Origin of the sequence: Enterococcus sp. DIV1726a (assembly GCF_051710985.1) — a bacterium.
Taxonomy (GTDB): domain Bacteria; phylum Bacillota; class Bacilli; order Lactobacillales; family Enterococcaceae; genus Enterococcus_B; species Enterococcus_B hirae.
This window is the reverse complement of record NZ_JBIOLS010000001.1, coordinates 1,914,736-1,935,238: the sequence shown is the minus strand read 5'-3', so window position 1 is coordinate 1,935,238 and position 20,503 is coordinate 1,914,736. Positions and strand designations below refer to the sequence as shown.

At 34.9% G+C, this 20,503-nt stretch carries 24 protein-coding genes and 3 pseudogenes; 23 read left to right on the top strand and 4 right to left on the bottom strand.

Annotated features, from left to right (window positions below; genetic code table 11):
* Positions 1-74 precede the first annotated feature (74 nt).
* The 5 genes from IGJ27_RS08755 (at position 75) to IGJ27_RS08735 (ending at position 3,643) form a co-directional block, all read left to right on the top strand.
* Entirely contained in the window at positions 75-578 is a 504-nt protein-coding gene (locus IGJ27_RS08755) for a DUF523 domain-containing protein (RefSeq protein WP_010718478.1), read from the top strand.
* Positions 538-876: a putative DNA-binding protein gene (locus IGJ27_RS08750; RefSeq protein ID WP_010718477.1), complete on the top strand. Its 339-nt coding sequence runs from the start codon at positions 538-540 to the stop codon at positions 874-876. The genes IGJ27_RS08755 and IGJ27_RS08750 overlap by 41 nt, the downstream gene beginning before the upstream one ends.
* Positions 877-891: 15 nt before the next feature.
* Positions 892-2,310, top strand: a complete 1,419-nt coding sequence (gene ffh / locus IGJ27_RS08745; RefSeq protein ID WP_010718476.1) for a signal recognition particle protein — start codon at positions 892-894, stop codon at positions 2,308-2,310.
* A 215-nt stretch (positions 2,311-2,525) separates the two neighbouring features.
* On the top strand, positions 2,526-3,107 hold the full coding sequence (locus IGJ27_RS08740; RefSeq protein ID WP_010737917.1) for a DNA-3-methyladenine glycosylase I: 582 nt from the start codon (positions 2,526-2,528) through the stop codon (positions 3,105-3,107).
* Between the two features lie 5 nt (positions 3,108-3,112).
* Positions 3,113-3,643: a dihydrofolate reductase family protein gene (locus tag IGJ27_RS08735; protein WP_178306406.1), complete on the top strand. Its 531-nt coding sequence runs from the start codon at positions 3,113-3,115 to the stop codon at positions 3,641-3,643.
* Positions 3,644-3,760: 117 nt separating this feature from the next.
* On the opposite strand, the gene IGJ27_RS08730 is transcribed toward IGJ27_RS08735, so the two are convergent.
* Complete coding sequence (locus tag IGJ27_RS08730; RefSeq protein WP_228196763.1) at positions 3,761-3,982, bottom strand: helix-turn-helix domain-containing protein; 222 nt, start codon at positions 3,980-3,982, stop codon at positions 3,761-3,763.
* A 287-nt stretch (positions 3,983-4,269) separates the two neighbouring features.
* Here IGJ27_RS08730 and IGJ27_RS08725 point away from each other — a divergent pair, with 287 nt between their 5' ends.
* Positions 4,270-4,989 carry a thioredoxin family protein gene (locus IGJ27_RS08725; protein ID WP_088766027.1) on the top strand — a complete coding sequence of 240 codons (720 nt, stop codon included), beginning with the start codon at positions 4,270-4,272 and terminating at the stop codon, positions 4,987-4,989.
* A gap of 216 nt (positions 4,990-5,205) precedes the next feature.
* On the opposite strand, the gene IGJ27_RS08720 is transcribed toward IGJ27_RS08725, so the two are convergent.
* A complete protein-coding gene (locus tag IGJ27_RS08720) occupies positions 5,206-5,760 on the bottom strand; it encodes an NADPH-dependent FMN reductase (protein WP_178305813.1) in 555 nt (184 codons plus the stop codon).
* Between the two features lie 338 nt (positions 5,761-6,098).
* On the opposite strand from IGJ27_RS08720, the gene IGJ27_RS08715 reads away from it, so the two are divergent.
* The 13 genes and pseudogenes from IGJ27_RS08715 (at position 6,099) to IGJ27_RS08655 (ending at position 13,881) form a co-directional block, all read left to right on the top strand.
* Positions 6,099-6,299 (top strand): PLDc N-terminal domain-containing protein, encoded by a 201-nt coding sequence (locus IGJ27_RS08715; RefSeq protein ID WP_010737914.1) that lies wholly within the window; start codon positions 6,099-6,101, stop codon positions 6,297-6,299.
* Positions 6,299-7,198: an ABC transporter ATP-binding protein gene (locus tag IGJ27_RS08710; RefSeq protein ID WP_010737913.1), complete on the top strand. Its 900-nt coding sequence runs from the start codon at positions 6,299-6,301 to the stop codon at positions 7,196-7,198. Before IGJ27_RS08715 ends, IGJ27_RS08710 begins: the two co-directional genes overlap by 1 nt.
* On the top strand, positions 7,195-7,965 hold the full coding sequence (locus IGJ27_RS08705) for an ABC transporter permease subunit (protein ID WP_178305814.1): 771 nt from the start codon (positions 7,195-7,197) through the stop codon (positions 7,963-7,965). The genes IGJ27_RS08710 and IGJ27_RS08705 overlap by 4 nt, the downstream gene beginning before the upstream one ends.
* Before the next feature lie 100 nt (positions 7,966-8,065).
* Positions 8,066-8,341 (top strand): 30S ribosomal protein S16, encoded by a 276-nt coding sequence (gene rpsP, locus IGJ27_RS08700; RefSeq protein ID WP_010718464.1) that lies wholly within the window; start codon positions 8,066-8,068, stop codon positions 8,339-8,341.
* An 11-nt stretch (positions 8,342-8,352) separates the two neighbouring features.
* Positions 8,353-8,601: a KH domain-containing protein gene (locus tag IGJ27_RS08695; RefSeq protein WP_010718463.1), complete on the top strand. Its 249-nt coding sequence runs from the start codon at positions 8,353-8,355 to the stop codon at positions 8,599-8,601.
* A 107-nt stretch (positions 8,602-8,708) separates the two neighbouring features.
* Positions 8,709-9,551: a hypothetical protein gene (locus tag IGJ27_RS08690; RefSeq protein ID WP_053766613.1), complete on the top strand. Its 843-nt coding sequence runs from the start codon at positions 8,709-8,711 to the stop codon at positions 9,549-9,551.
* A 150-nt stretch (positions 9,552-9,701) separates the two neighbouring features.
* On the top strand, positions 9,702-10,226 hold the full coding sequence (rimM, locus tag IGJ27_RS08685) for a ribosome maturation factor RimM (protein ID WP_010718461.1): 525 nt from the start codon (positions 9,702-9,704) through the stop codon (positions 10,224-10,226).
* The gene (gene trmD, locus IGJ27_RS08680) at positions 10,216-10,965 is read left to right on the top strand and encodes a tRNA (guanosine(37)-N1)-methyltransferase TrmD (RefSeq protein WP_025480115.1); all 750 of its coding nucleotides are present in this window, start codon (positions 10,216-10,218) and stop codon (positions 10,963-10,965) included. Before rimM ends, trmD begins: the two co-directional genes overlap by 11 nt.
* A 137-nt stretch (positions 10,966-11,102) precedes the next feature.
* Positions 11,103-11,450, top strand: coding sequence for a 50S ribosomal protein L19 (rplS, locus tag IGJ27_RS08675; RefSeq protein WP_002286913.1), 348 nt, complete (start codon positions 11,103-11,105; stop codon positions 11,448-11,450).
* 326 nt (positions 11,451-11,776) lie between these two features.
* Positions 11,777-12,437: pseudogene (locus tag IGJ27_RS08670) on the top strand (hypothetical protein).
* A 71-nt stretch (positions 12,438-12,508) separates the two neighbouring features.
* Positions 12,509-12,739, top strand: coding sequence for a hypothetical protein (locus tag IGJ27_RS08665; protein WP_053766615.1), 231 nt, complete (start codon positions 12,509-12,511; stop codon positions 12,737-12,739).
* An 89-nt stretch (positions 12,740-12,828) separates the two neighbouring features.
* Positions 12,829-13,146, top strand: a pseudogene (locus IGJ27_RS08660) (C40 family peptidase); the annotation flags it as partial.
* Between the two features lie 15 nt (positions 13,147-13,161).
* Positions 13,162-13,881 (top strand): annotated as a pseudogene (locus tag IGJ27_RS08655) (conjugal transfer protein).
* A gap of 272 nt (positions 13,882-14,153) precedes the next feature.
* Here IGJ27_RS08655 and IGJ27_RS08650 read toward each other — a convergent pair.
* Both IGJ27_RS08650 and IGJ27_RS08645 read right to left on the bottom strand, forming a co-directional pair.
* On the bottom strand, positions 14,154-14,405 hold the full coding sequence (locus tag IGJ27_RS08650; RefSeq protein WP_373191436.1) for a hypothetical protein: 252 nt from the start codon (positions 14,403-14,405) through the stop codon (positions 14,154-14,156).
* A gap of 168 nt (positions 14,406-14,573) precedes the next feature.
* On the bottom strand, positions 14,574-14,699 hold the full coding sequence (locus IGJ27_RS08645) for a hypothetical protein (protein ID WP_256733928.1): 126 nt from the start codon (positions 14,697-14,699) through the stop codon (positions 14,574-14,576).
* Positions 14,700-15,134: 435 nt separating this feature from the next.
* Between IGJ27_RS08645 and IGJ27_RS08640 the strand changes: the two genes are divergently transcribed.
* The 4 genes from IGJ27_RS08640 (at position 15,135) to IGJ27_RS08625 (ending at position 20,503) form a co-directional block, all read left to right on the top strand.
* A complete protein-coding gene (locus IGJ27_RS08640) occupies positions 15,135-16,106 on the top strand; it encodes an FRG domain-containing protein (RefSeq protein WP_096708888.1) in 972 nt (323 codons plus the stop codon).
* On the top strand, positions 16,103-18,331 hold the full coding sequence (locus IGJ27_RS08635) for a hypothetical protein (RefSeq protein ID WP_178305815.1): 2,229 nt from the start codon (positions 16,103-16,105) through the stop codon (positions 18,329-18,331). Before IGJ27_RS08640 ends, IGJ27_RS08635 begins: the two co-directional genes overlap by 4 nt.
* Before the next feature lie 188 nt (positions 18,332-18,519).
* On the top strand, positions 18,520-19,224 hold the full coding sequence (locus IGJ27_RS08630; RefSeq protein ID WP_096708891.1) for a DNA mismatch repair protein MutH: 705 nt from the start codon (positions 18,520-18,522) through the stop codon (positions 19,222-19,224).
* Between the two features lie 13 nt (positions 19,225-19,237).
* Positions 19,238-20,503, top strand: a complete 1,266-nt coding sequence (locus tag IGJ27_RS08625; RefSeq protein WP_096708892.1) for an RNA polymerase subunit sigma-70 — start codon at positions 19,238-19,240, stop codon at positions 20,501-20,503.

Sequence of the window (20,503 nt, the reverse complement as noted above, 5' to 3'; positions counted from 1 at the left end):
AGAAGGACTATTTTACCAACTAAATAAATGGTATAATAGGAAGGCACTTTGTTGGATAAAGGAGTGAGTGGCAATTGATCGGAATTAGCGCTTGTTTAGGCGGTGTCTTATGTCGGTATGATGGACAAGAAAAAGCTGTACCAGAATTAAAGAAACTGGTCGCTGAAGGTAAAGCGATCATGGTTTGTCCTGAAGTAATGGGCGGTCTATCAACTCCTAGAGCCCCAGCAGAAATCGTTGGTGGCGATGGATTTGACGTTTGGAATGGTCAGGCAAAAGTGATCACTACAAATGGTGAAGACGTCACAAAAGCCTACCAAGAAGGGGCAATCCATGCTTATCAAAAATTAAAAGAGCAAGAAATAGATTTAGTGATATTAAAAGCGAAAAGTCCTTCTTGTGGTTCCTCTCTTATTTATGATGGGAGTTTTTCAGGAACCTTGAAGTCTGGAACTGGTGTAGCAACTGCTTATTTTATCCAACAAAAGATGACCGTACTCTCTGATGAAGAATGGTTGAAATTGCGAGGTGAACAGAATGGAAATCGAGAAAACGAACCGAATGAACGCACTTTTTGAATTTTATTCTACGCTTTTAACCGAAAAACAGATGAATTATATGGAGTTGTATTATGCAGACGATTTTTCATTAGGAGAAATAGCAGAAGAGTATGAAGTAAGTCGCCAAGCAGTATACGATAATATCAAACGAACCAGTAAGATTTTAGAAGATTATGAAAAGAAACTCCATCTTTTCTCTAATTATATTGTTCGGGAACAGTTATTAGAAAAAATGAAAACTTATGTAAAGGAAACTTATCCTAAAGATGAAGTTCTCCTTGATTATGTGAAACAGATCCAAGAAATTGAAGAATAAAGGAATGAAGAAATCATGGCATTTGAAAATTTAACTGAGCGCCTTCAACAGGCAATGAGCAAGTTAAGAAAAAAAGGGAAAGTTTCAGAAGCTGACGTCAAAGAAATGATGCGGGAGATCCGCCTTGCATTACTAGAAGCCGATGTAAACTTACAAGTAGTAAAAGACTTTACGAAGCGTGTTCGAGAACGGGCGATTGGTGTAGAAGTATTAGAAAGTTTAACACCTGCACAACAAATCGTTAAGATCGTTGATGAAGAATTGACGATCACTTTAGGGGCAGAAACTGTTGAATTGAATAAATCACCAAAAATTCCAACAGTCATCATGATGGCAGGTTTGCAAGGGGCAGGTAAGACGACGTTTACTGGTAAACTAGCCAACTATTTAAAGAAAAATGAAAATGCACGTCCTTTACTAATCGCAGGTGACGTGTATCGTCCAGCTGCGATCGATCAATTGAAAGTTCTAGGGCAACAATTAGATGTACCTGTTTTTGATATGGGAACAGATGTTAGTCCAGTTGAGATCGTTCGTCAAGGGATGGAATTAGCAAAAGAAAAGAAAAATGATTATGTTCTGATCGATACGGCGGGACGTCTGCATATCGATGAAACCTTGATGGATGAATTGAAACAAATCAAAGAATTAACACAACCAAATGAAATCTTGTTGGTTGTCGATGCGATGACCGGTCAAGATGCTGTCAATGTGGCAGATAGTTTTAACCAACAACTAGGGATCACTGGGGTAGTTATTACTAAATTAGATGGTGATACACGTGGTGGTGCAGCACTTTCGATCCGTTCTGTGACTGGCGCACCAATCAAATTCATCGGGTCAGGGGAAAAATTAACAGATCTTGAAGTTTTCCATCCAGACCGTATGGCAAGCCGTATTCTTGGTATGGGCGATATGTTGACGTTGATCGAAAAAGCGCAACAAGACTATGACGAGAAAAAAGCAGAAGAATTAGCGAAAAAAATGCGGGAAAATTCATTTGATTTCAATGATTTCATTGAACAGTTGGATCAAGTGATGGGGATGGGACCGTTAGAGGATCTGATCAAAATGATTCCTGGGATGAACCAAGTACCAGGGATTGAAAATGTCAAAGTAGATCCTAAAGATGTCGAACGTAAAAAAGCAATGGTTTACTCAATGACACCTGCAGAAAGAGAAAACCCTGATTTATTGAATCCAAGTCGTCGCAGAAGGATTGCCGCAGGTTCTGGTAACAGTGTGGTTGAAGTTAACCGCATGATTAAGCAATTTAAAGAATCACGCAAAATGATGCAACAAATGTCTAAGGGAGATATGAATATTCCTGGAATGGACCAAATGTTTGGCACAGGTGTCAAAGGAAAACTTGGAAAAATGGCGATGAATCGCATGATCAAGAAAAACAAAAAGAAAAAGAAAAAACGGAAATAAAGCTTCTATCATACGTCTATCGTACTTCTATTATAATAGTAGAATTTTGTTTACCGTTTCATCCATCGAAAGAATCGTTGAGTTAGCTTCTGCTGGCTTTGCGATTCTTTTTTTGCATACTAGATAAACCCAATTCAAAAACTACCTGCCATAGCGTTCCTCATTTTAGATAGAGAAACAAAGGAATGGTACAATAAAGCTAAGAGGTGAAGAGAATGAAACGCAGATGTCCTTGGGGTGAGCAAACAGCAAGTATGAAACATTATCATGACACAGTTTGGGGTGTTCCAGAATATGATGATCAATTACTTTTTCGTAAATTGATGTTAGATATCAATCAAGCGGGATTAAGCTGGCAAACGATTTTGAATAAAAGTGCCTCCTTTGATGAAGCTTATGACTTTTTTTCGATCGGTAAAGTAGCCGAATATACAGAAGCAAAAATCAATGAGTTGATGGAAAATAAAGGGATCATTCGTAACCGTCGTAAAATTGAAGCAGCGGTAGCCAATGCTCAGGGTGTCCAAAAAATCCAACATGAATTTGGTAGTTTTGCGGATTATTTGTGGTCATTTTCGGATCATCAAGTGATCAATCACTCGTATAAAGAACAAAATGAGGTACCAACAACGAGCCCGTTATCTGATCAAATCGCCAAAGATCTAAAACAACGCGGATTTAAATTCATCGGAAGCACAACCATATATGCTTTTTTAGAAGCTGTGGGAATTGTCAATGATCATTTAGATCATTGCTTTCGCAAACAAGAAGTCAGCCAGATGGGAAAAGGAGAGTGAATATGATGGGGAAAATCGTCTTTTATGGTGCCATTAGTTTAGATGGCTACTTAGCAACAAAAGAGGATAGTTTACAGTGGTTATTTGACACACCAACTGGAGAAAAAACAACTTACGAGGCTTTTTATCAAACAATTGATCAAACGATTATGGGAAGAAAAACTTATCAGGAAGCCAAAAAATTTTTAGCAACTGAGCATCTGTATCCTGAAAAAAAGAATTTTGTATTTTCTTCTAATAAAGAGCTGGTATTAAATGATGCAACAGTTGTTCATGAAGATCCCGTTTCATTCGTGAAAAACATAAAAGAACATTCTAACCAAACAGTCTGGGTCGTTGGTGGTGGGAATTTGTTGAAACCTTTGATCGAAAATCATTTAATTGATGAATGGTGGATCCAAATCGCACCTGTGCTTTTAGGAGAAGGTATTCGATTGTTTCAAGAAGGCGCATACGAAGAACGATTGAAACTAGTTGATACTAATTATTTTGGAGAGTTCATTGAATTGCATTATGTAAGTAATCGTGGAATATGATGGGAAAGATTATGTTGTGATGGCAAGTATTATTGTTTAAAAATAGTTTGATTAAATCAAGAGAGAAGGCGATTAAGACTTAAGTTAGTATGATGTATATTATAACTAACTTAAGTCTTAATCGTCTCTCATGTTAATAAATTGAGCGATTTCTTTATCACTACAACGATAAAGATTAAAAATATTGCGCAAACATTCGTAATTAGGTCTTCCTTTTCCTCTTTCCCAACAAGAAACGGTTTCTCGACTTACATTGAGATAATTTGCAACAAATGTTTGAGTATAATTTGCCTTTAATCTTTTTCGTTTTAACCACCTTGCATAGAAAATACAAATCACTCCTTAATATAAAGCGCTTCACCTTGAATTATATAGGTAACATATTGTATTTAAAAGGTGTTGTGTGGGGAAATTTTCCCCTTTACTAAAATAATACAAGGTTATACGATTTACATATATAAAAGTAAACGATTACTTTACTTTCTATAAAATGATAAATTAAGGAGATTTGATTGGATTAATGTTTTTTCAATTTCTATCCATCTCTTTCTGATAGTACTATTATTATTAATCGGTATATTAGTAACTATTTCTATTATTAATTTTAGATGGGAGAAGGAAAGTCTATGAGAAAAATATTCGTTGATCTTTTAAAATGTAGCGGTATATCATTTTTTATTACATTTTTGATGTTAATCATGTCAATTATCCCTATTTGCTTGATCAGTTTTTTTTATGGAACAAATTTTCACGCACCTTATAATTTATTTACTGTCATAGGGAATACGAATGATTTAGGAAACGCAATTGAATTTAATTTTAATCAGAATTTTGGGATACAAATTCTATTATTTTATTTTTGTTTCACTTTTGTAATATTAGGAATTACATATACAAAACGCTATAAGAAAATGATATATTTAATAATTTCATTGTTTGCCATTTTGCTACAAGTTCTCTTAATGAATAGTATTGTATTAAATAAAGAACCGTTTAAGGAAACATCTATAAATGAAATCAAGGAATTAATTAAAAGTAATGAAGATACAGTTATTTATGTGGGAAGAGACAATTGTCCAGAATGTATCATTTTTAAGCCAAAATTAAGTTCATTTTTAAGTAAAGAAGGTCTGAGAATCAATTACCTGAATACTACTGGAAATGAAGATGAAGTATCTAATTTTAAAAAATTTTATAATGAACTTGGTGTGGTTAGCGTGCCAGCAGTCATCTTTATGGAAGGTGGTAAAATTGTCAAAGTACTTCATGGAAATAAGGCCTATAATGAGATAGAAAATAGAATGAAACAATTTACTCAGCTCAAAACTGAACAAATAAGTAAATAATTAGATGGCGGGGGCTATGCTAGTATGACAGATTCTAGTAGTGATAGTACTTTGACCATAAATAGGAAAACAAGCCGAAGAATTCCAAAAATAGGAGAAGCTATTTTCGGATTCTTCGGCTTGTTTTTCAGAGCTAGACAGGTCACAACCTTTTTTCGATTGTTTCCTTCATATATGATCTATTTGATTCGACCCATCGCTTATCAAAGCTAATTTTTACTTAGTTAATTTATTTAAAAAATCAAGATAAGCATCTAGAATCGTTTGGAAGAAGCTGAGTGTTCCTTCCACAATATGACCTTCTTCATCAACTAAATTTGCAATATTGCCAATATAAGCTTCAGGTTGTTGTAAGGTAGGAACATTTAAGAATACAAGTGATTGACGTAGGTGATGGTTCGCGCCAAATCCACCGATACCGCCAGGGGAAGCAGTGACAACTAACCCAGGTTTGCCGTCCCATGCGCTTTGACCGTAAGGGCGAGAGCCTACATCTAGTGCATTTTTAAGTACAGCAGGAACCGAACGATTGTATTCTGGAGAAACAAAAACAACACCTGCTAATTCCTTGACCTCATCACGGAAACGACTCCATTCAACAGGAGCATTCTCTGGAGTTTCAAGATCTTCGTTATAAAAAGGCAGATCATCGATCTTTACAAAAACACCTTCATATCCTTCAGGTAGCAAGTTAGCGAAAGCCTCTGCTACTTTTCTATTGTACGAATCCTTACGCAAACTACCTACAAAAAATCCAATTTTTTTAGTCATAAAACAATTCCTCCTTCAAACTTTCTATATTTATCTTACAAAAAATAAGTAAACTCAGCAAATAAAAACACTTGAGGAACATAGTGACTAACTTAACTACTTTTTTCGACTACTTATAGTAGTTATTGCGTATATATATTTGCTTCACTTGACATGGATCTTCTATAATTAGTGAATAGAAGTCTTGTCTGAAGGAGTTTGTGTGATTTTTTTAGAAAAGAGTGTAGTACATGAACTTTTGATAAAGAATGTTTCTCATTGAAACATCGGTACACATCATCGCATGACTTGGGGTAACGCAGCATCAAATAAAAAGATGAAATTGGTAGGTGGAACAAATGCATATTAACGAGTTTTTACCATTTTTGATCCCGTTAGTGATCATACAACTTGGGTTATTTTTTTATGCCCTTTATCATATTTTGACTCATACGCATTATCGATTTGGCAGTCGAACACTCTGGATCATCGTAATTCTCATAGGATTTCAATTTGTTGGTCCAATCTTGTATTTCGTGTTCGGTAAGGAGGAGGCATAATGGCGATCCTTGAACTAATCGATGTATCAAAATCTTTTGGTGAAAAAAAAGTGTTGAACCATCTTTCCCTTACCGTCAAGGAAAAGACGATCTTTGGGTTTATTGGAAAAAATGGTGCAGGGAAAACGACAACGATGAAATTGATTTTGGGGTTGCTAAAAAAAGATGCTGGAACAATCAAGGTTAATGATGAAACGGTTCACTATGGTCAAACAAAAACGAATCGCTGGATCGGCTATTTGCCAGATATTCCGATGTTTTATGACTACCTTACCGCCGAAGAGTATTTGCAATTATGCGGGGAAATCACCGAGATGCCTAAACATAAAATCCAACAAAAAACGCAAGAGTTATTAGCGTTAGTCGGATTGGCTCACGAGAAAAAAAGGATTAGGACTTTTTCAAGAGGGATGAAGCAACGTTTGGGGATTGCCCAAGGGTTACTGAACGAACCAAAACTGTTTATTTGTGATGAGCCGACTTCGGCGTTGGATCCATTGGGGCGTAAAGAAATTTTGGATATCTTATTACGTGTCAAAGAGCAAACAACGATCCTTTTTTCCACACATATTCTATCAGACGTGGAACAAATTTGTGATGAAGTGGCTTTCTTAAATAAAGGAGAAATCGTTTTATCAGGCACGGTAGCAGAATTGAAAACCCATCCTAAAAATGAAGGATTTGAAATCCAATTTCCAACTGTGAAACATTCTCAAGAATTTTTATCGCTTTTGCCGGGAGCAATCATGAAAAATGAAACCCTTATTTATCCTGGCAGAACTAACGAAGACTTACTTCGTGCACTATCTTTAATTGTTGATCACAAATTACCGATTCAATCGATTCATCGTTTAGAACCTTCCTTAGAACAAATTTTTATGGAAGTGGTGGACAAATGAAGCAATTACTCGCGTTTTCAAAAAAAGAATGGAAGGAAAATTGGCGTACAGGTAGATTATTACTGTTGCTTTCATTAACGATCATTTTTGGGATCATGAATCCACTGATAGCCAAATTAACACCCTACATCGTTCAATCGATGTCAGAAAATTTAGCAGCATCTGGTATGAAAATCGGGGAAGTCAATGTAGATGCGCTGACTTCTTGGGGACAATTTTATAAAAACATGCCTATGTTTCTTTTATTGTTTTTGTTATTGTTTAGCTCGACATTGACGAATGAATATCAAAAAGGAACATTGATTAATCTTTTAACCAAAGGGATGGTTCGCTGGAAAATTTATTTTACTAAATGGATCATGGGACAGTTTTTTTGGGCAGTTGATTTTTGGGGTTGTTCCTTCATTACTTACTTTTATACTGCTATTTATTGGGATAATGAGCTGGTTGTTCAATTAGGGACAAGAAGTTTTTATTATTATTTATGGGGTGTGTGGTTATATACTTTATTTCTATGGTTGTCCTCCTTTATTTCTTCTGGCTATTTTGTGCTAGCTTGTGGAGGGATTTGTGTGGCTGGCTGTTATCTGTTATCTATGTTTACAAAAGTTGCTGAGTATTCTCCTTTTTATTTAACGACAGTTTCGAACGCATTAGGGGAAAGGATTGATTCGAGTAAATATTCTTTTTCTTTAGTGGTAACAGGTTTGATGATTGCTGCCTTTTTAGTGACAGGAATTCTTTTTTTCAATAAAAAAGAGAGTTGAAAAAATTTTTTATTAGCTGTAAAGAAAAAAAGCTTTACAGGGTAAAAAAAAACTGTTACACTACAACTTGTGAATAAAACAATGGAGGTGGAAATATATAATGGCAGTTAAAATCCGTTTAAAACGTATGGGTTCTAAAAAGAGTCCTTTTTACCGTATCGTCGTAGCTGATTCACGTTCTCCTCGTGATGGACGTTTCATCGAAACTGTAGGTACTTACAATCCTTTGAAAGACCCTGCAGAAGTAGTTTTAAAAGAAGATTTAGTTCTTAACTGGTTATCTAAAGGTGCGCAACCTTCTGATACTGTACGTAACATCCTTTCAAGAGAAGGCGTTATGCAAAAACACCACGAAGCTAAATTCTCAAAGAAATAAGGTGATCGGATATGAAAGATTTAAGCGAATTAGTCTTAACAATCGTTCGTCCGTTAGTCACTTATCCTGAACAAGTCCAGTTAGAAGTCACTGAGTCAAAAGACTTCTATGAATATAACCTAACTGTGGCTCCTGAAGATATTGGTCGTATCATCGGTAAACAAGGGCGTGTTGCGAAAGCAATTCGTACGATCGTTTACGGGGTACGAACAAATGCACCGAAAAAAGTGCGTTTAAATATCATCGATCATAAGGAATAAAAAAAGCTGTTTCGTCTTGACGAGACAGCTTTTTTCTTTTTGAGGGGACTACTTGGCAAATGAGTATAGAAAGCGTATCCTTAAAGTATAGAAAGGAGTAGATACCTATGAAAAAAGTTGCATTATTGATACCAGCTCTTTTACTTTTAAGTGCCTGTCAAGGGACAAATAATTCTACTGAAACAACTGATACGGTGACACCAGCGACTCATTCAACGAGTCATAGTACTTCCAAAGAAACAGATACTCAATCAACAACCAAAAAGAGTGAAAGCTCTGAGATGTCTGGAAATACAACGGAAACGGCGACTACAAAAACAGAAACATCTACACAGAATAAACAAGCACAAACCGCATTTGAAGAACTGAAAGAAAAATACCCAACGACACCGATGCCACAAGAGATTCCGATTACAACAGGGAAATTAAACATCGCTGCTGCCGAAACCAAACAGGGCTTTTCGATCTTATACTATGATCTACCGAAAGCCTATGTCTTAAATGCCAAAGAGTTAAACCAAGAAACCCCGATGGCTTCTTATCTTTACCAATATGGTTTTGCTTCTAGTCAAGAAGCAATTGATGCCTTGAGACCAGTTACAGTTGATACAAATGGCCGACAAGTCGATTTAGGCTACAATATCACTGGCTATCAACAAGGAGCGGCGGGATCTAGTATTCTAGAATGGCAAGAAGGAAATTGGAGTATTCGTGTCCGGGCAAGTAATATTGAAGGACAAGATCCTGTACCGTTAGCCAAAGAAATCGTTGCTTACTTAGAAAAAGCAAGTTTGCCTGCGCCTGAGAAGTACGGGAAAATTACGGTTGAAATGAATGATTCTTCCCAACAAGCTACACAAGTAAGCTGGCAAGAGCCTAAAAATGTTTATACTGTTACCCACAAAGATACTCTTTCCGCATTGAAAATGGCTGTTTCTATGAACCAATAAATGATTGGAAAATGATATAGAAAAGCGAAAAGAAAGTAGAATTGCATATGCACACATGCTAAAATAAGGCAGATACGTCAAAAACACGTTCAGCCATTTAAAAACCATTGTTTGGTTGAAACATGTGTGAAAAGGAAAAGGGGATACAAGTTGACTGAATATTTAAATGTTGGAAAAATCGTAAATACTCAAGGGATCAAAGGAGAAGTGCGCGTCATTTCTACCACAGATTTTCCAGAAGAACGATATAAAAAAGGTGCTGTACTTACCTTGTTTCAAGAGAAGAAAGCGCCAATTGAATTAACCGTCAAAAGTCATCGTAAACATAAAAATTTTGACTTGTTAAGTTTTGAAGGGCATCCTTCAATCAACGATGTTGAAAAATATCGAGACGGTATTTTAAAAGTTTCAAAAGAAGAAACGATCGAGTTGCCAGAAAATGAATTTTATTATCATGAGATCATTGGAGCAAAGGTCGTTGAGGAAAATGGAAATGAATTAGGTAAAATCAAAGAAATTCTTTCACCAGGTGCTAACGATGTTTGGGTAGTCCAACGACCAAAGAAAAAGGATGTTTTGCTTCCTTATATTGATTCAGTGGTTAAAACAGTTGATTTAGAAAATGGGGTCATTTACGTCGAGATTCCAGAAGGATTGATCGATGATGAAAATTGATGTCTTAACACTCTTCCCACGAATGTTTGAAGGACCAATGGGTGAATCGATCATCGGTAAAGCGGTCAATAAAGGATTGTTAGAGATCAATGTTTCTAATTTTAGAGACTATTCCGATAATAAACACCAAACGGTCGATGATTATCCATATGGTGGCGGGGCAGGGATGTTGTTAAAAGTCCAACCTATCTATGACAATATCAAAGCAATTGAACAAGCAAATCCTGAAACAAAAAAACGTGTGATTTTATTGGATCCAGCTGGTAAACGATTTGATCAAGCGATGGCGGAAGAATTTTCGAATGAAGAACATTTAGTATTTATTTGTGGACATTACGAAGGCTATGATGAACGAATCCGTTCGCTAGTTACGGATGAAGTCTCTTTAGGTGATTATGTCTTGACTGGTGGCGAACTTGGCGCAATGGTGATGATCGATGCAACAGTCCGCTTACTACCGGATGTTTTAGGAAATCAAACATCCGCTCAAACAGATTCTTATTCAACGGGATTATTGGAACATCCTCAATATACACGGCCAGCAGAATTTAACGGGATGAAAGTCCCAGAAGTTTTAACAAATGGAAACCATAAATTGATTGAAGAATGGCAACTGAAAGAATCCTTAAGAAGAACCTATCAACGCCGACCTGACTTATTGGAACAATTATCAATGACTCCACAAATGCTGAAATTGTTAGAAGAAGTCAAAAAAGAAGAATCAGACGAAATAGAATAAGAAATATCAATATGACTCTTTACACTAAATTGATAGTATGATAGTATCTTATGGTGAGTGCAAAAGCACTTAACTATTACGATGTTCCGCTGTGAGGGAAAACTCATAAGAATGTTTGGAATAAGGAGAAAAGATCAATGAATCCATTAATCGAAGAATTAACAAAAGAACAATTACGTTCTGACATCCCAGCTTTCCGCCCTGGTGACACTGTACGTGTTCATGCGAAAGTTGTCGAAGGTACACGTGAACGTATCCAGTTATTTGAAGGTGTTGTAATCAAACGCCGCGGAGCTGGAATCAGCGAAACTTATACAGTACGTAAAGTTTCTAACGGAGTAGGTGTTGAACGTACATTCCCATTGCATACACCACGTGTTGCAAAGATCGAAGTCGTTCGCTACGGTAAAGTACGTCGTGCAAAATTGTACTACTTACGTGCATTACACGGAAAAGCTGCTCGTATCAAAGAAATCAGAAGATAAGAAAGCAGAATTCTGTCTATCAAATTTCGAATGTGAAAAGTCCTTGTATATCAAGGGCTTTTTCTTTTACTCTCTTTTGATTACTGGTATTTTCTCCCCTGATTTCGCTAGATTTGCCTAATTTAACTACCACTGTCGTCAAAAATGAGTAAAAAGCGGTCATTTTCGTGACGACAAAGGTGATTCGAAAAATACCAAAACGATAACCCTGTTAAGCACCTACGAAGCCCAGTTTGCTTAATAGGAAAAATATACCGCTACACATATCGAAGATGCGTAAAAGGACTTAGCACGCGCTCTCTAAATAATCAGAGAGGACCAGTAAAATGGTTAAATCAAACAAAACAGACAAAAGAATCATCTGGAAAAGCGAAAATGACTTATCGCTCATGACTACAATTAGTCGATTTATTGAAATGCATCAAATAAAAATCAGTCAGGATGTATCAAGATAAACTGAAGGAACATCCGAACGAGGTTCCAAGTGTTTGGTTTATCACCCAAAGATTTAAATCGTGGGAAAATCTTATGTCTATTTTAGGTGGAAAAGTCTATGATCGTTATCGTTGAGATAAACTAACAGATAAAGAATTTCTTGAACTCGTACAAAAATTTATCAAAGCTGAAAATATCAAATCGCAACGTGCTTATGAGAAGAATTCGTCAGGAAAAAATGTACCTTCTCTCAGTACTGTAAAAAAACGGATATCGGATATTAGAAGTTTGTTTACCTCTATAAATCAAATCGAAGGAAATTTATCTGATCTTGAACTTTTGTATGAACTCAAAAATGAAATCATCGAGCTGGGATTAGAAGAAAGTCTCTCTGTAACAGAATTTCGTAGACGCACTAAATCAACGAAACTTCCTTCTGTAGACACAATAAAAAGAAGGACCGGCCTAAATTGGGAAGAATTGATGGCAGCAATCGGTTATGATTATCGTAAAATAAAAGCTGAAAAGAAGCTTGAGAATTTTAAAAAGTAGCTTTCGTATCTAGGCACTCAAATCATATTTGGGTGTCTTTTTTTATGCCTATTTTTGAAAGGAGCGAAAAAATGAAACACAAGACAAATAAGCGCATGAAATTTTTGACCACATTAACGATTCTAGGGCAAATGGTGAATTCAGCTCTTTCCCCGATTCTTGCTCATGCAGAAGTTCTTCATCCGCAAGAAGTGACGATTGAATATTCAGCTAGCGAGCTGCACAACATGACGGGGACTTTTAGCGATGGAACAGTATATAGCAGGCCTAACGCGCCTATCTATTACTGTTTTCAATGGTAAAAAGCAACCAGTTTTTTGTATTGACCCCACTGTTCTGATCCCTAATGAAGTCACTCATGGCTATGAAAAAAATCCTCTGCCGGATATATTTCGATGGATCAAGTCCAGCAACTAGTTTTGATTGTTCTGGACTCACGCAATGGTGTTACGCCAAAGTTGGCTTGACGATTCCGCGTGTGGCGCAAAATCAATATGATGCGATGCAGCATTTGTCGTTATCAGAAGCCAAACCAGGGGATCTGATTTTCTATCATTCGACTTATGATGCAGGGGCGTATGTTACGCACGTTGGAATTTATGTGGGCGATAATCGGATGTATCACGCCGGCAATCCTATCGGATATACCAATTTAACAGACACTTATTGGCAGCAGCATTTGATTGGTGCTGGCCGGTTAGCAAAATAAAAGGAGACTATTTACATGAAAAAACAACAAACTTATAAATTTGGAACCCACAAGAAAAGAATGATTTTCTTGTGGGTTCTTTTAATCAGCAGCTTCAGCTTTGCAATCTATAAAAATTTCACCGCAGTTGATCAGCATATGGTTCATGAAAAGACTATCGTAGAAGAAAAAATCGTTGATACTAGCGGCATTCAAAGTTATATCAAAGCATTTGCGACAGATTATTTTAGTTTGGAGAACAACAAAGAAGCTATTGAAAATCGTATAACGAAGATTAATGGCTATCTTACTGAGAAGCTGCAAAAATTGAATGTAGATCTGATTCGGCAAGATATCCCGACTAGTTCTAAAGTGACGGATGTGCAAATTTTGAATGTGGAAAAGAAAAATTAAACTGGTTATCAAGTTACTTTTACTGTTGAACAATCAATAAAAGAAGGAAAGGAAGGACGGCAAGTCATAACAACCTACCAGACAACTATTCATCAAGATGAGGATGGGAATAAAGTGATTATCCAGAATCCAACTATTACGGCGACACCGGAAAAATCAGATTATGAACCGAAAAAATTTGAGTCTGATGGTAGTGTTGATGAAAGGACCACAAAAGAGGCTAATCAATTTTTAGAGACGTTTTTCAAATTATATCCGAAAATTGCTAAAGAAGAACTTGCTTATTATGTCAAAAATGAAGCTTTAAAACCGATTCAAAAAGATTTTTTTTTTCGGAACTGATTGAACCAACTTTTGAAGTAAATCTTAAAAATACAATAAAAGCTACTTTTACAATTAAGTATTTAGATAAAAACACAAAGGCTATTCAATCCATGCAGTACAAGCTTGTAATACGTAAAATGGGTAACTGGTAAATCATAGAGTAAAGAGGATTAATGTTTTCGAAGTAATCTTGGCAGGCTGGCAGGAGTATTTCTGCTAGCCTTTTCGGTCAGCTTTCTATTGAATCTCTGCAAAATAATTGTGCTATTGCTTTTTCTCTGTACAAAAAATTAAGAAAAATAGGAAGTCGTCTTTGTCAAACCGTCTTGGATTTCTTTTTTTTGCTGGACACGCTGCTTGTCGAGGATAAAATCAAAATTGCTCATTGCTAAAGTGGTCATAAGATACTGACTAAATAGATCTTGCGAAAGATGAAAAATTTGTGAATACGTTTTGTTGAATAACTTCCGAAGTTTAGCATCAAAACTGTTTATTCCAAAATTTAATCGTCGCAAATGTTGAATCTCCAGACGATTAGTCATTAAGTAATCCGCCAGTGCTTCGTTTAAATAATTATAGCTGTCAAAGTGTGATTTGTTTCGTTGTTGCGTGATATTTTCTCTTATGACTGTTTCAATCAGATTGATATGCTGATTAATCAGCTTTTCTGTTAATTGATAGGTATTTTCATAATGATCATAAAAAGTAGTTCAATCCATTTTACTGGCTTTAGCCAGTTTAGAGACTGAGATTTTTTTAAAAGGCATTTCAGCCAATAATTTCATGAAATGGATTTGCAGCATGTCATCAGTTCGTTCAAAACGTAAATCTCCCATAAATTTTCCTCCTTTCTAGTAATTTTATTCTACATACTGTGGTTTTATTCTACAGCTAAAAAATCTTAGTTGTAGAGTTCTCTTTGTTTCCATAATAGTATAAGAGCATCAAAGGAAAGAAAAGATTAGTAAAAATGAGTGACTATAAAATTACATTTATAGTGGATGGCCGCATAGTTCCAGAACAGGAAATATTAGCGATGGAGCTAAGTAGTTATAAAAAATTCAAAACAAAGCAAAAACACAAGAATGTTTATAGTGTATTAGAGATAACGAATTTCTTTTGCTTCTTCTTTTTGATAAAATGAAGAAAATAGTATTTTGAAGAAGTGTATAATAAGTCTTTAAATCCTATAGTATTAATTTTTATATGGTTAAGAAATACAAAATCATCATAAATACTTGTTAGTATTAAATCGATTGGAGAAATCTATCATGGAGAATAAAACTTTGGAATACATCAAAAAAATCATGAATAATGTAGATTCCCAAAAACGTCGTATAGGAAGAAACGCTCATAATGATTTACTTGTCTGTTTTAGAGGTGAAAGCGAGGATTACAAAGAAACAAAGTTGATGCCTTCATTATTTCGTAACAAAGCTGGGATTTTATTAGAAAAAGAGCTTATTGAGCTGCTTAGTGATTACGAGATTCCAGAATCCAAAGATATTTCAAAATTATCTAAATCCATCGCTGGACAACATTTTGTACAGACGAGTAGATTGTTGGACATCACCTTTAGTATCCTTCCTGCTTTATACTTTGCTAGTAGTAATACTAATGAAGATGGTTACGTTTATTCTTTTGTATTTCCGGAATCTTTTTCACCTAATTCAGACTATCTAAATTATTACTATGACAAATTAGTAGAAGGACATTTTATTCCCTATTCTAAAGATTTTAAAGTGATAACACATAGCTATAATAATGAAAGGCTTAAGATGCAAAGTGGCGGCTTTATTTTGTTTGCAGGAAAGACATTCACTAAGATTCCAAAAGAATATTACAGTGCACCAACTAAAATATTAGCTGAAGACAAAGAAATGATTCGGAATGAACTCTCGAAATATTTTAATATGAATGAAGCAACTTTGTTTCCTGAAAAAGATAAACGAAAAGAGCCTATTATAAATAGATTATCCAACATAAAAAGAAATAAATTCAAACCGGATGACTATATCGACATGGAATTAGCTTATTCTTGTAGAAGAATAGAATTTGAAATAAATATGAAAAATTCTACTACTGAAGTGACACCAAAACAAATACTCCGGTTTTTACGTAAAGAAAAAGCTAGCTTAATGGACTATATAGAAAATAATTATGATTTAGACGATGAAAAAAAGTCAAAAAGAAAAGATATAGAACAAAGATTTACAATCATGGAGGCTGGGGTGAAAAAATGAGAGCAGAATTAATAGATATTTTAATGGATAAAAAAGTTATTACAAATGAAGACTTGGAAGCAGTAAAATTTCAAGATTTTCATGGTTTTAAATCTCTTGAGAAGCAGACTGATAGTAGCATAATTAATATTTTAGCTGCTGACTATAACAGTTTTGAAGAAGAAAGTGGAGAATCGATTGAGCGTAAAATAAATGAACTATCCTCCCTGAGGAGTGAGCTTGAAAAAGGAGAAAAAATATATTTGATATATATTTTTTTTAAGAATTGGGAAGACGAACGGCATACACTTCGAGTCCTTCTAGAACAAGCCAAAAATGCTAAAGAAAGAAAAGTTATTAATGATGTTTATGGATTTATGACCCCTATTTATTTAGATAATAATCATGAACTTTCTTTGAAAGTAGATCAAGATGGTATCAATTATTTGGAAATCTATACGGAAAATGAATCTGCTAATACACAAGTTTGTGCGAAAATTTTTAATTTGTCGATGACTCAACTAAAAAATTTGTACAACGTAGCTGGAAATCATTTATTTAGACAAAATGTCAGAATCGGTATTTTGAATAAAAAGATAGGACAAAATTTAAAAGAAGAATTTAAAAATTATCTAAAAGTAGGATTGATCAATCAGATTGAATCGCAAGATAAGAAAGACATTGTAAAAGAGTATTTTAATCTGTCTGATAGAATATTTTTGAAATTTATGCCTGATATTTTTTGGTATAAGCATAATGGAATCAATATCTTTATGAATGATGATGCTCCATTTGATACTACTACAGACCATATTATTATCGATCCAGATAAAGTGAGTGTCATAAATGGTGCACAAACACTGACAAACTTTTTCCTTGCTGAAGAACAACTACTTGAAGAAATCAAAAGCAGCGACTTAAAGGACGTCATCGATTTAAGCTCCAAAAAACTTGATAAAATAATGGAAGAAATCTTAGATTCTATCATAGTAAAAACTGTTTTTATAAAAGGAACAGAATCTTTATCTAAAACAATCACTTGGGGATTAAACAATCAGATTCCAATTTCAAATCAGGATTTTGTCGGTGTTTCAAAAGAAGTTGAAGAATTAAATAAGCTATTGAAAAAATATCAATTAAAAATATTGAAAACAGGAGAAATAGAGAAGATATATACGGGACTTACCCCTTTAGAATTTATAAAACTTTATTATATAGTTACAGATAAGCCCGGAAAAAGTAAAAATTTCAATAAATTGAAATTAGAGGACCGGATGGAAACTGCCTTAAAAGAAATAAAGGAAGATGGCAGGCTATTAAAAAGAATCGACGTTGCATTAGAGGTTGGAAAATGGTGGGACGATATCTATCGTAAAAGTGATGATAAGTCTTTGTTTTTACGCTATGGCAAGAATTATTTTCAGAGTTATATTATCAATGTGTTGAGGATAAATGATAGGCTGGACTCTCTAGTCGAAAATGATTTATATATGTATTATGAAGAATTAGAGATTCTATTAAAGGATCTCAAAGCTGATGTAAATGATTATAAATCTGACAATGTCTTTGAGAAAATATTGAAAAACTTAAATGGTGATATATCTGAAGATAGTAAAAAGATTACACCCTCTCAGTCAAGAAATCATTATGAAACGGATTTGACTAATTTTGTTATTGAAAACAAGGAAAGCAATTACTCGATTGCAGCAATTATAAAAAGATACAATTCAGAAAATGATATTGAAATAGAATATTTTAGGACAATTTCTTATCTGGACCACAAGATAAAAGAAAACTTTCCGCTACCGAATTCTACCTTTGAAGAATTTTATAAACGCGAAGGATATATGCAAGATAACGATTATCCTAAATTTAACGAATCATTATTTTTCAAGGAGCTTGAAAGAAGATACCCGATTTATATTATATTTTTAAATCAGAATAAAGAAGTTGAAAAAGTAAAGCTAATAGATGATTTCTCTATCTCTATGTCTACGGACTGGAAGGAAAAAGCTGAAATGGCTTTTGAAAAAGTAAGGGAAGCTTTTGAAAAAGGGGATTCTAGTCTTTTTCCTAAATTAAGTTCTAATATTGGATTCCATGTCCGACCTAAAGCAGCAAATGGAAATGATACATTTCAGTTTAGCGACGGTGAAGATATCACGAGGAGAACTTTTTGGGCTAATTCAAGCTATATAAAAGCCATTTTAGTAGATAATGGATTATTAATTGTAAACAAGGAATAAGGTAAAAAACAGAATCGACTCCTAGAGGATTGATTCTGTTTTTTCTCGTATTCAGCCTTTTAAAGCGAACAAAGAATCTTCTCTTATGATATAATCTGAATAAAGTATTTAAGTCCTGGCTAGATTTCAAAAAAGTTTGGGGCTATTTGCTGTTTACTTTAAGTATTCTGTCAAGGAGCTGCATATGTATGAAAAATAATGAAGATATCCAATCTATCCAAAAAGATGTAGATGATCGAATCTCAAAATATTACGGAAAAAAAGTTTCGGAACTGAAAGAAAGGTTAGGGATAAAAATTGATAATAAAGCTTCTTTTGTTCAATTATCTAAAAAGATGCTTAAAATCCCTAGCAATCAATTCGAACTTTGTGATGGACGAGTCAATGCCGTATTAAAAACAGTGAGATTGACTGGAACGAATACTCCAGCAGAATCTATGTCTTTTATGAATATAGACTTTAAAGAATGGGTAGATTCGCCTGACTGGCATGCTAGTTCACTTTACCGATATTTCCATGATAAAGTACTTGTTTTCTTCATTTTTCAACAGTACCCAAGTGGAAAGCGGGTTGCAGATGATGAGATGACTTTTTTGAAAGCTAAAGCATGGAAAATGCCTGATTATGACCTTGAACATGGTCTCAAAGAGGTGTGGGACGAAGTCAGAGATCTATTAAAAAATAATAGATTAGAAATCAAAGCTGTGACGCAAAAAAATGGCCGCCAGGTGAATAAGAACAATTTACCTTCGATGAACTTCAACGAATTAGGGCATTTGCGACCTGGAGCAAAAAATGGAGAGGATAAAGTTACATTGCCAGATGGACAACGTATAGTTAGACAACGTTTTTGGTTCAATTCCAGTTACGTCAAAGAGATATTAGGGATATAAAGGAGCAAATGACATGACTATAGACTTATTAGAATTACGCGAACAAGGAATCGTCAAACCTGGTGGACATCACTTGAATGTACCGATAAATAAAGTAAATGGGCAGCCTTATGATGGAACGACGTATATGATTCCGTTAGAGTATTTATATTATAATGATCAAAATGGCCGCATAGGAGTTTCTCTTTCTGAATATGAGAGCATCAATGGGCCGCTCGAAGCTGGTCATAATGAAGACTACAATAACGCTATCCAAGAGATGTTGATCAGTGGTGGCGGTGAGAAAACGAAAAAAGAAATGCAGGTCTTAAAGCGAGACATGTCTATCAAAGGACAGCAAGAGGCTGGCTATGTTTTGCTAGATGGTCGTGTCATCGATGGAAATCGTCGGTTTACTGCAAAAAGAATGTTAGAACAAGACCCAGCTGTGAGTGAGCCACAATTTTATGAAGCAGTGATACTTGATGACCTATCGATGCAGAACCATACAGATCAAAAACTGATCAAATCGCTAGAATTACAGATACAATTCGGAAAATTAGACAAAGTAGATTATAATCCCATCGATCGTTCAATAGACGCCTATAAAACTATCAAGGTGAACAATATCATGAATGCCAAAGATTATGCTGAATATGCAGGTCTCAAGGTCCCTGAAGTGAACAAGCGTCTTTTAGAAGCTGAGTTGATCGTAAGATTTTTAGATTTTGCGAATGCAAGTCCAGACAATTACGCGCTGGCTAAACAACTAGATTTAGATGGTCCGCTGCAAGATTTAGTGCCACAATATAAAAAATTTAAAAATAATGAAAACGCTGATCAATTATTGAATAGTTTATTCACAAAGATTTTACAAATCAGATTATCGGGAGAGGACTATAAATCAGAATACAGACAGATAGTCAAAAATATCATAGGTACTAAGGAAGAAGAAAAATTTATCGATGATATGGAAGACGCAACAGATACAGTAGTTGATGCGCTGGACTCAAAAACTGTCATCCGAAGTAATATTGAACTCTTCACTACATTGAACTCGCAAGAAACTACATCGGCTTTATCTAAAGTGCAAACTGTATCAAATCGTCATTCTGAGGCAGCAAAAAACAAAAAGGAACGGGACGAACCGGCTAAACTAGTCAGTCGAGCAATCAGTGCGCTCAATTCTATCGATACCCAATCAGTTGCATCTCTTTCAAATGAAGATAGTACTGAACTTATCCGTTCATTAGATGAGCTTCAAAAACTTATCGATGAGATTCGCTCGAATGGAGAGTAA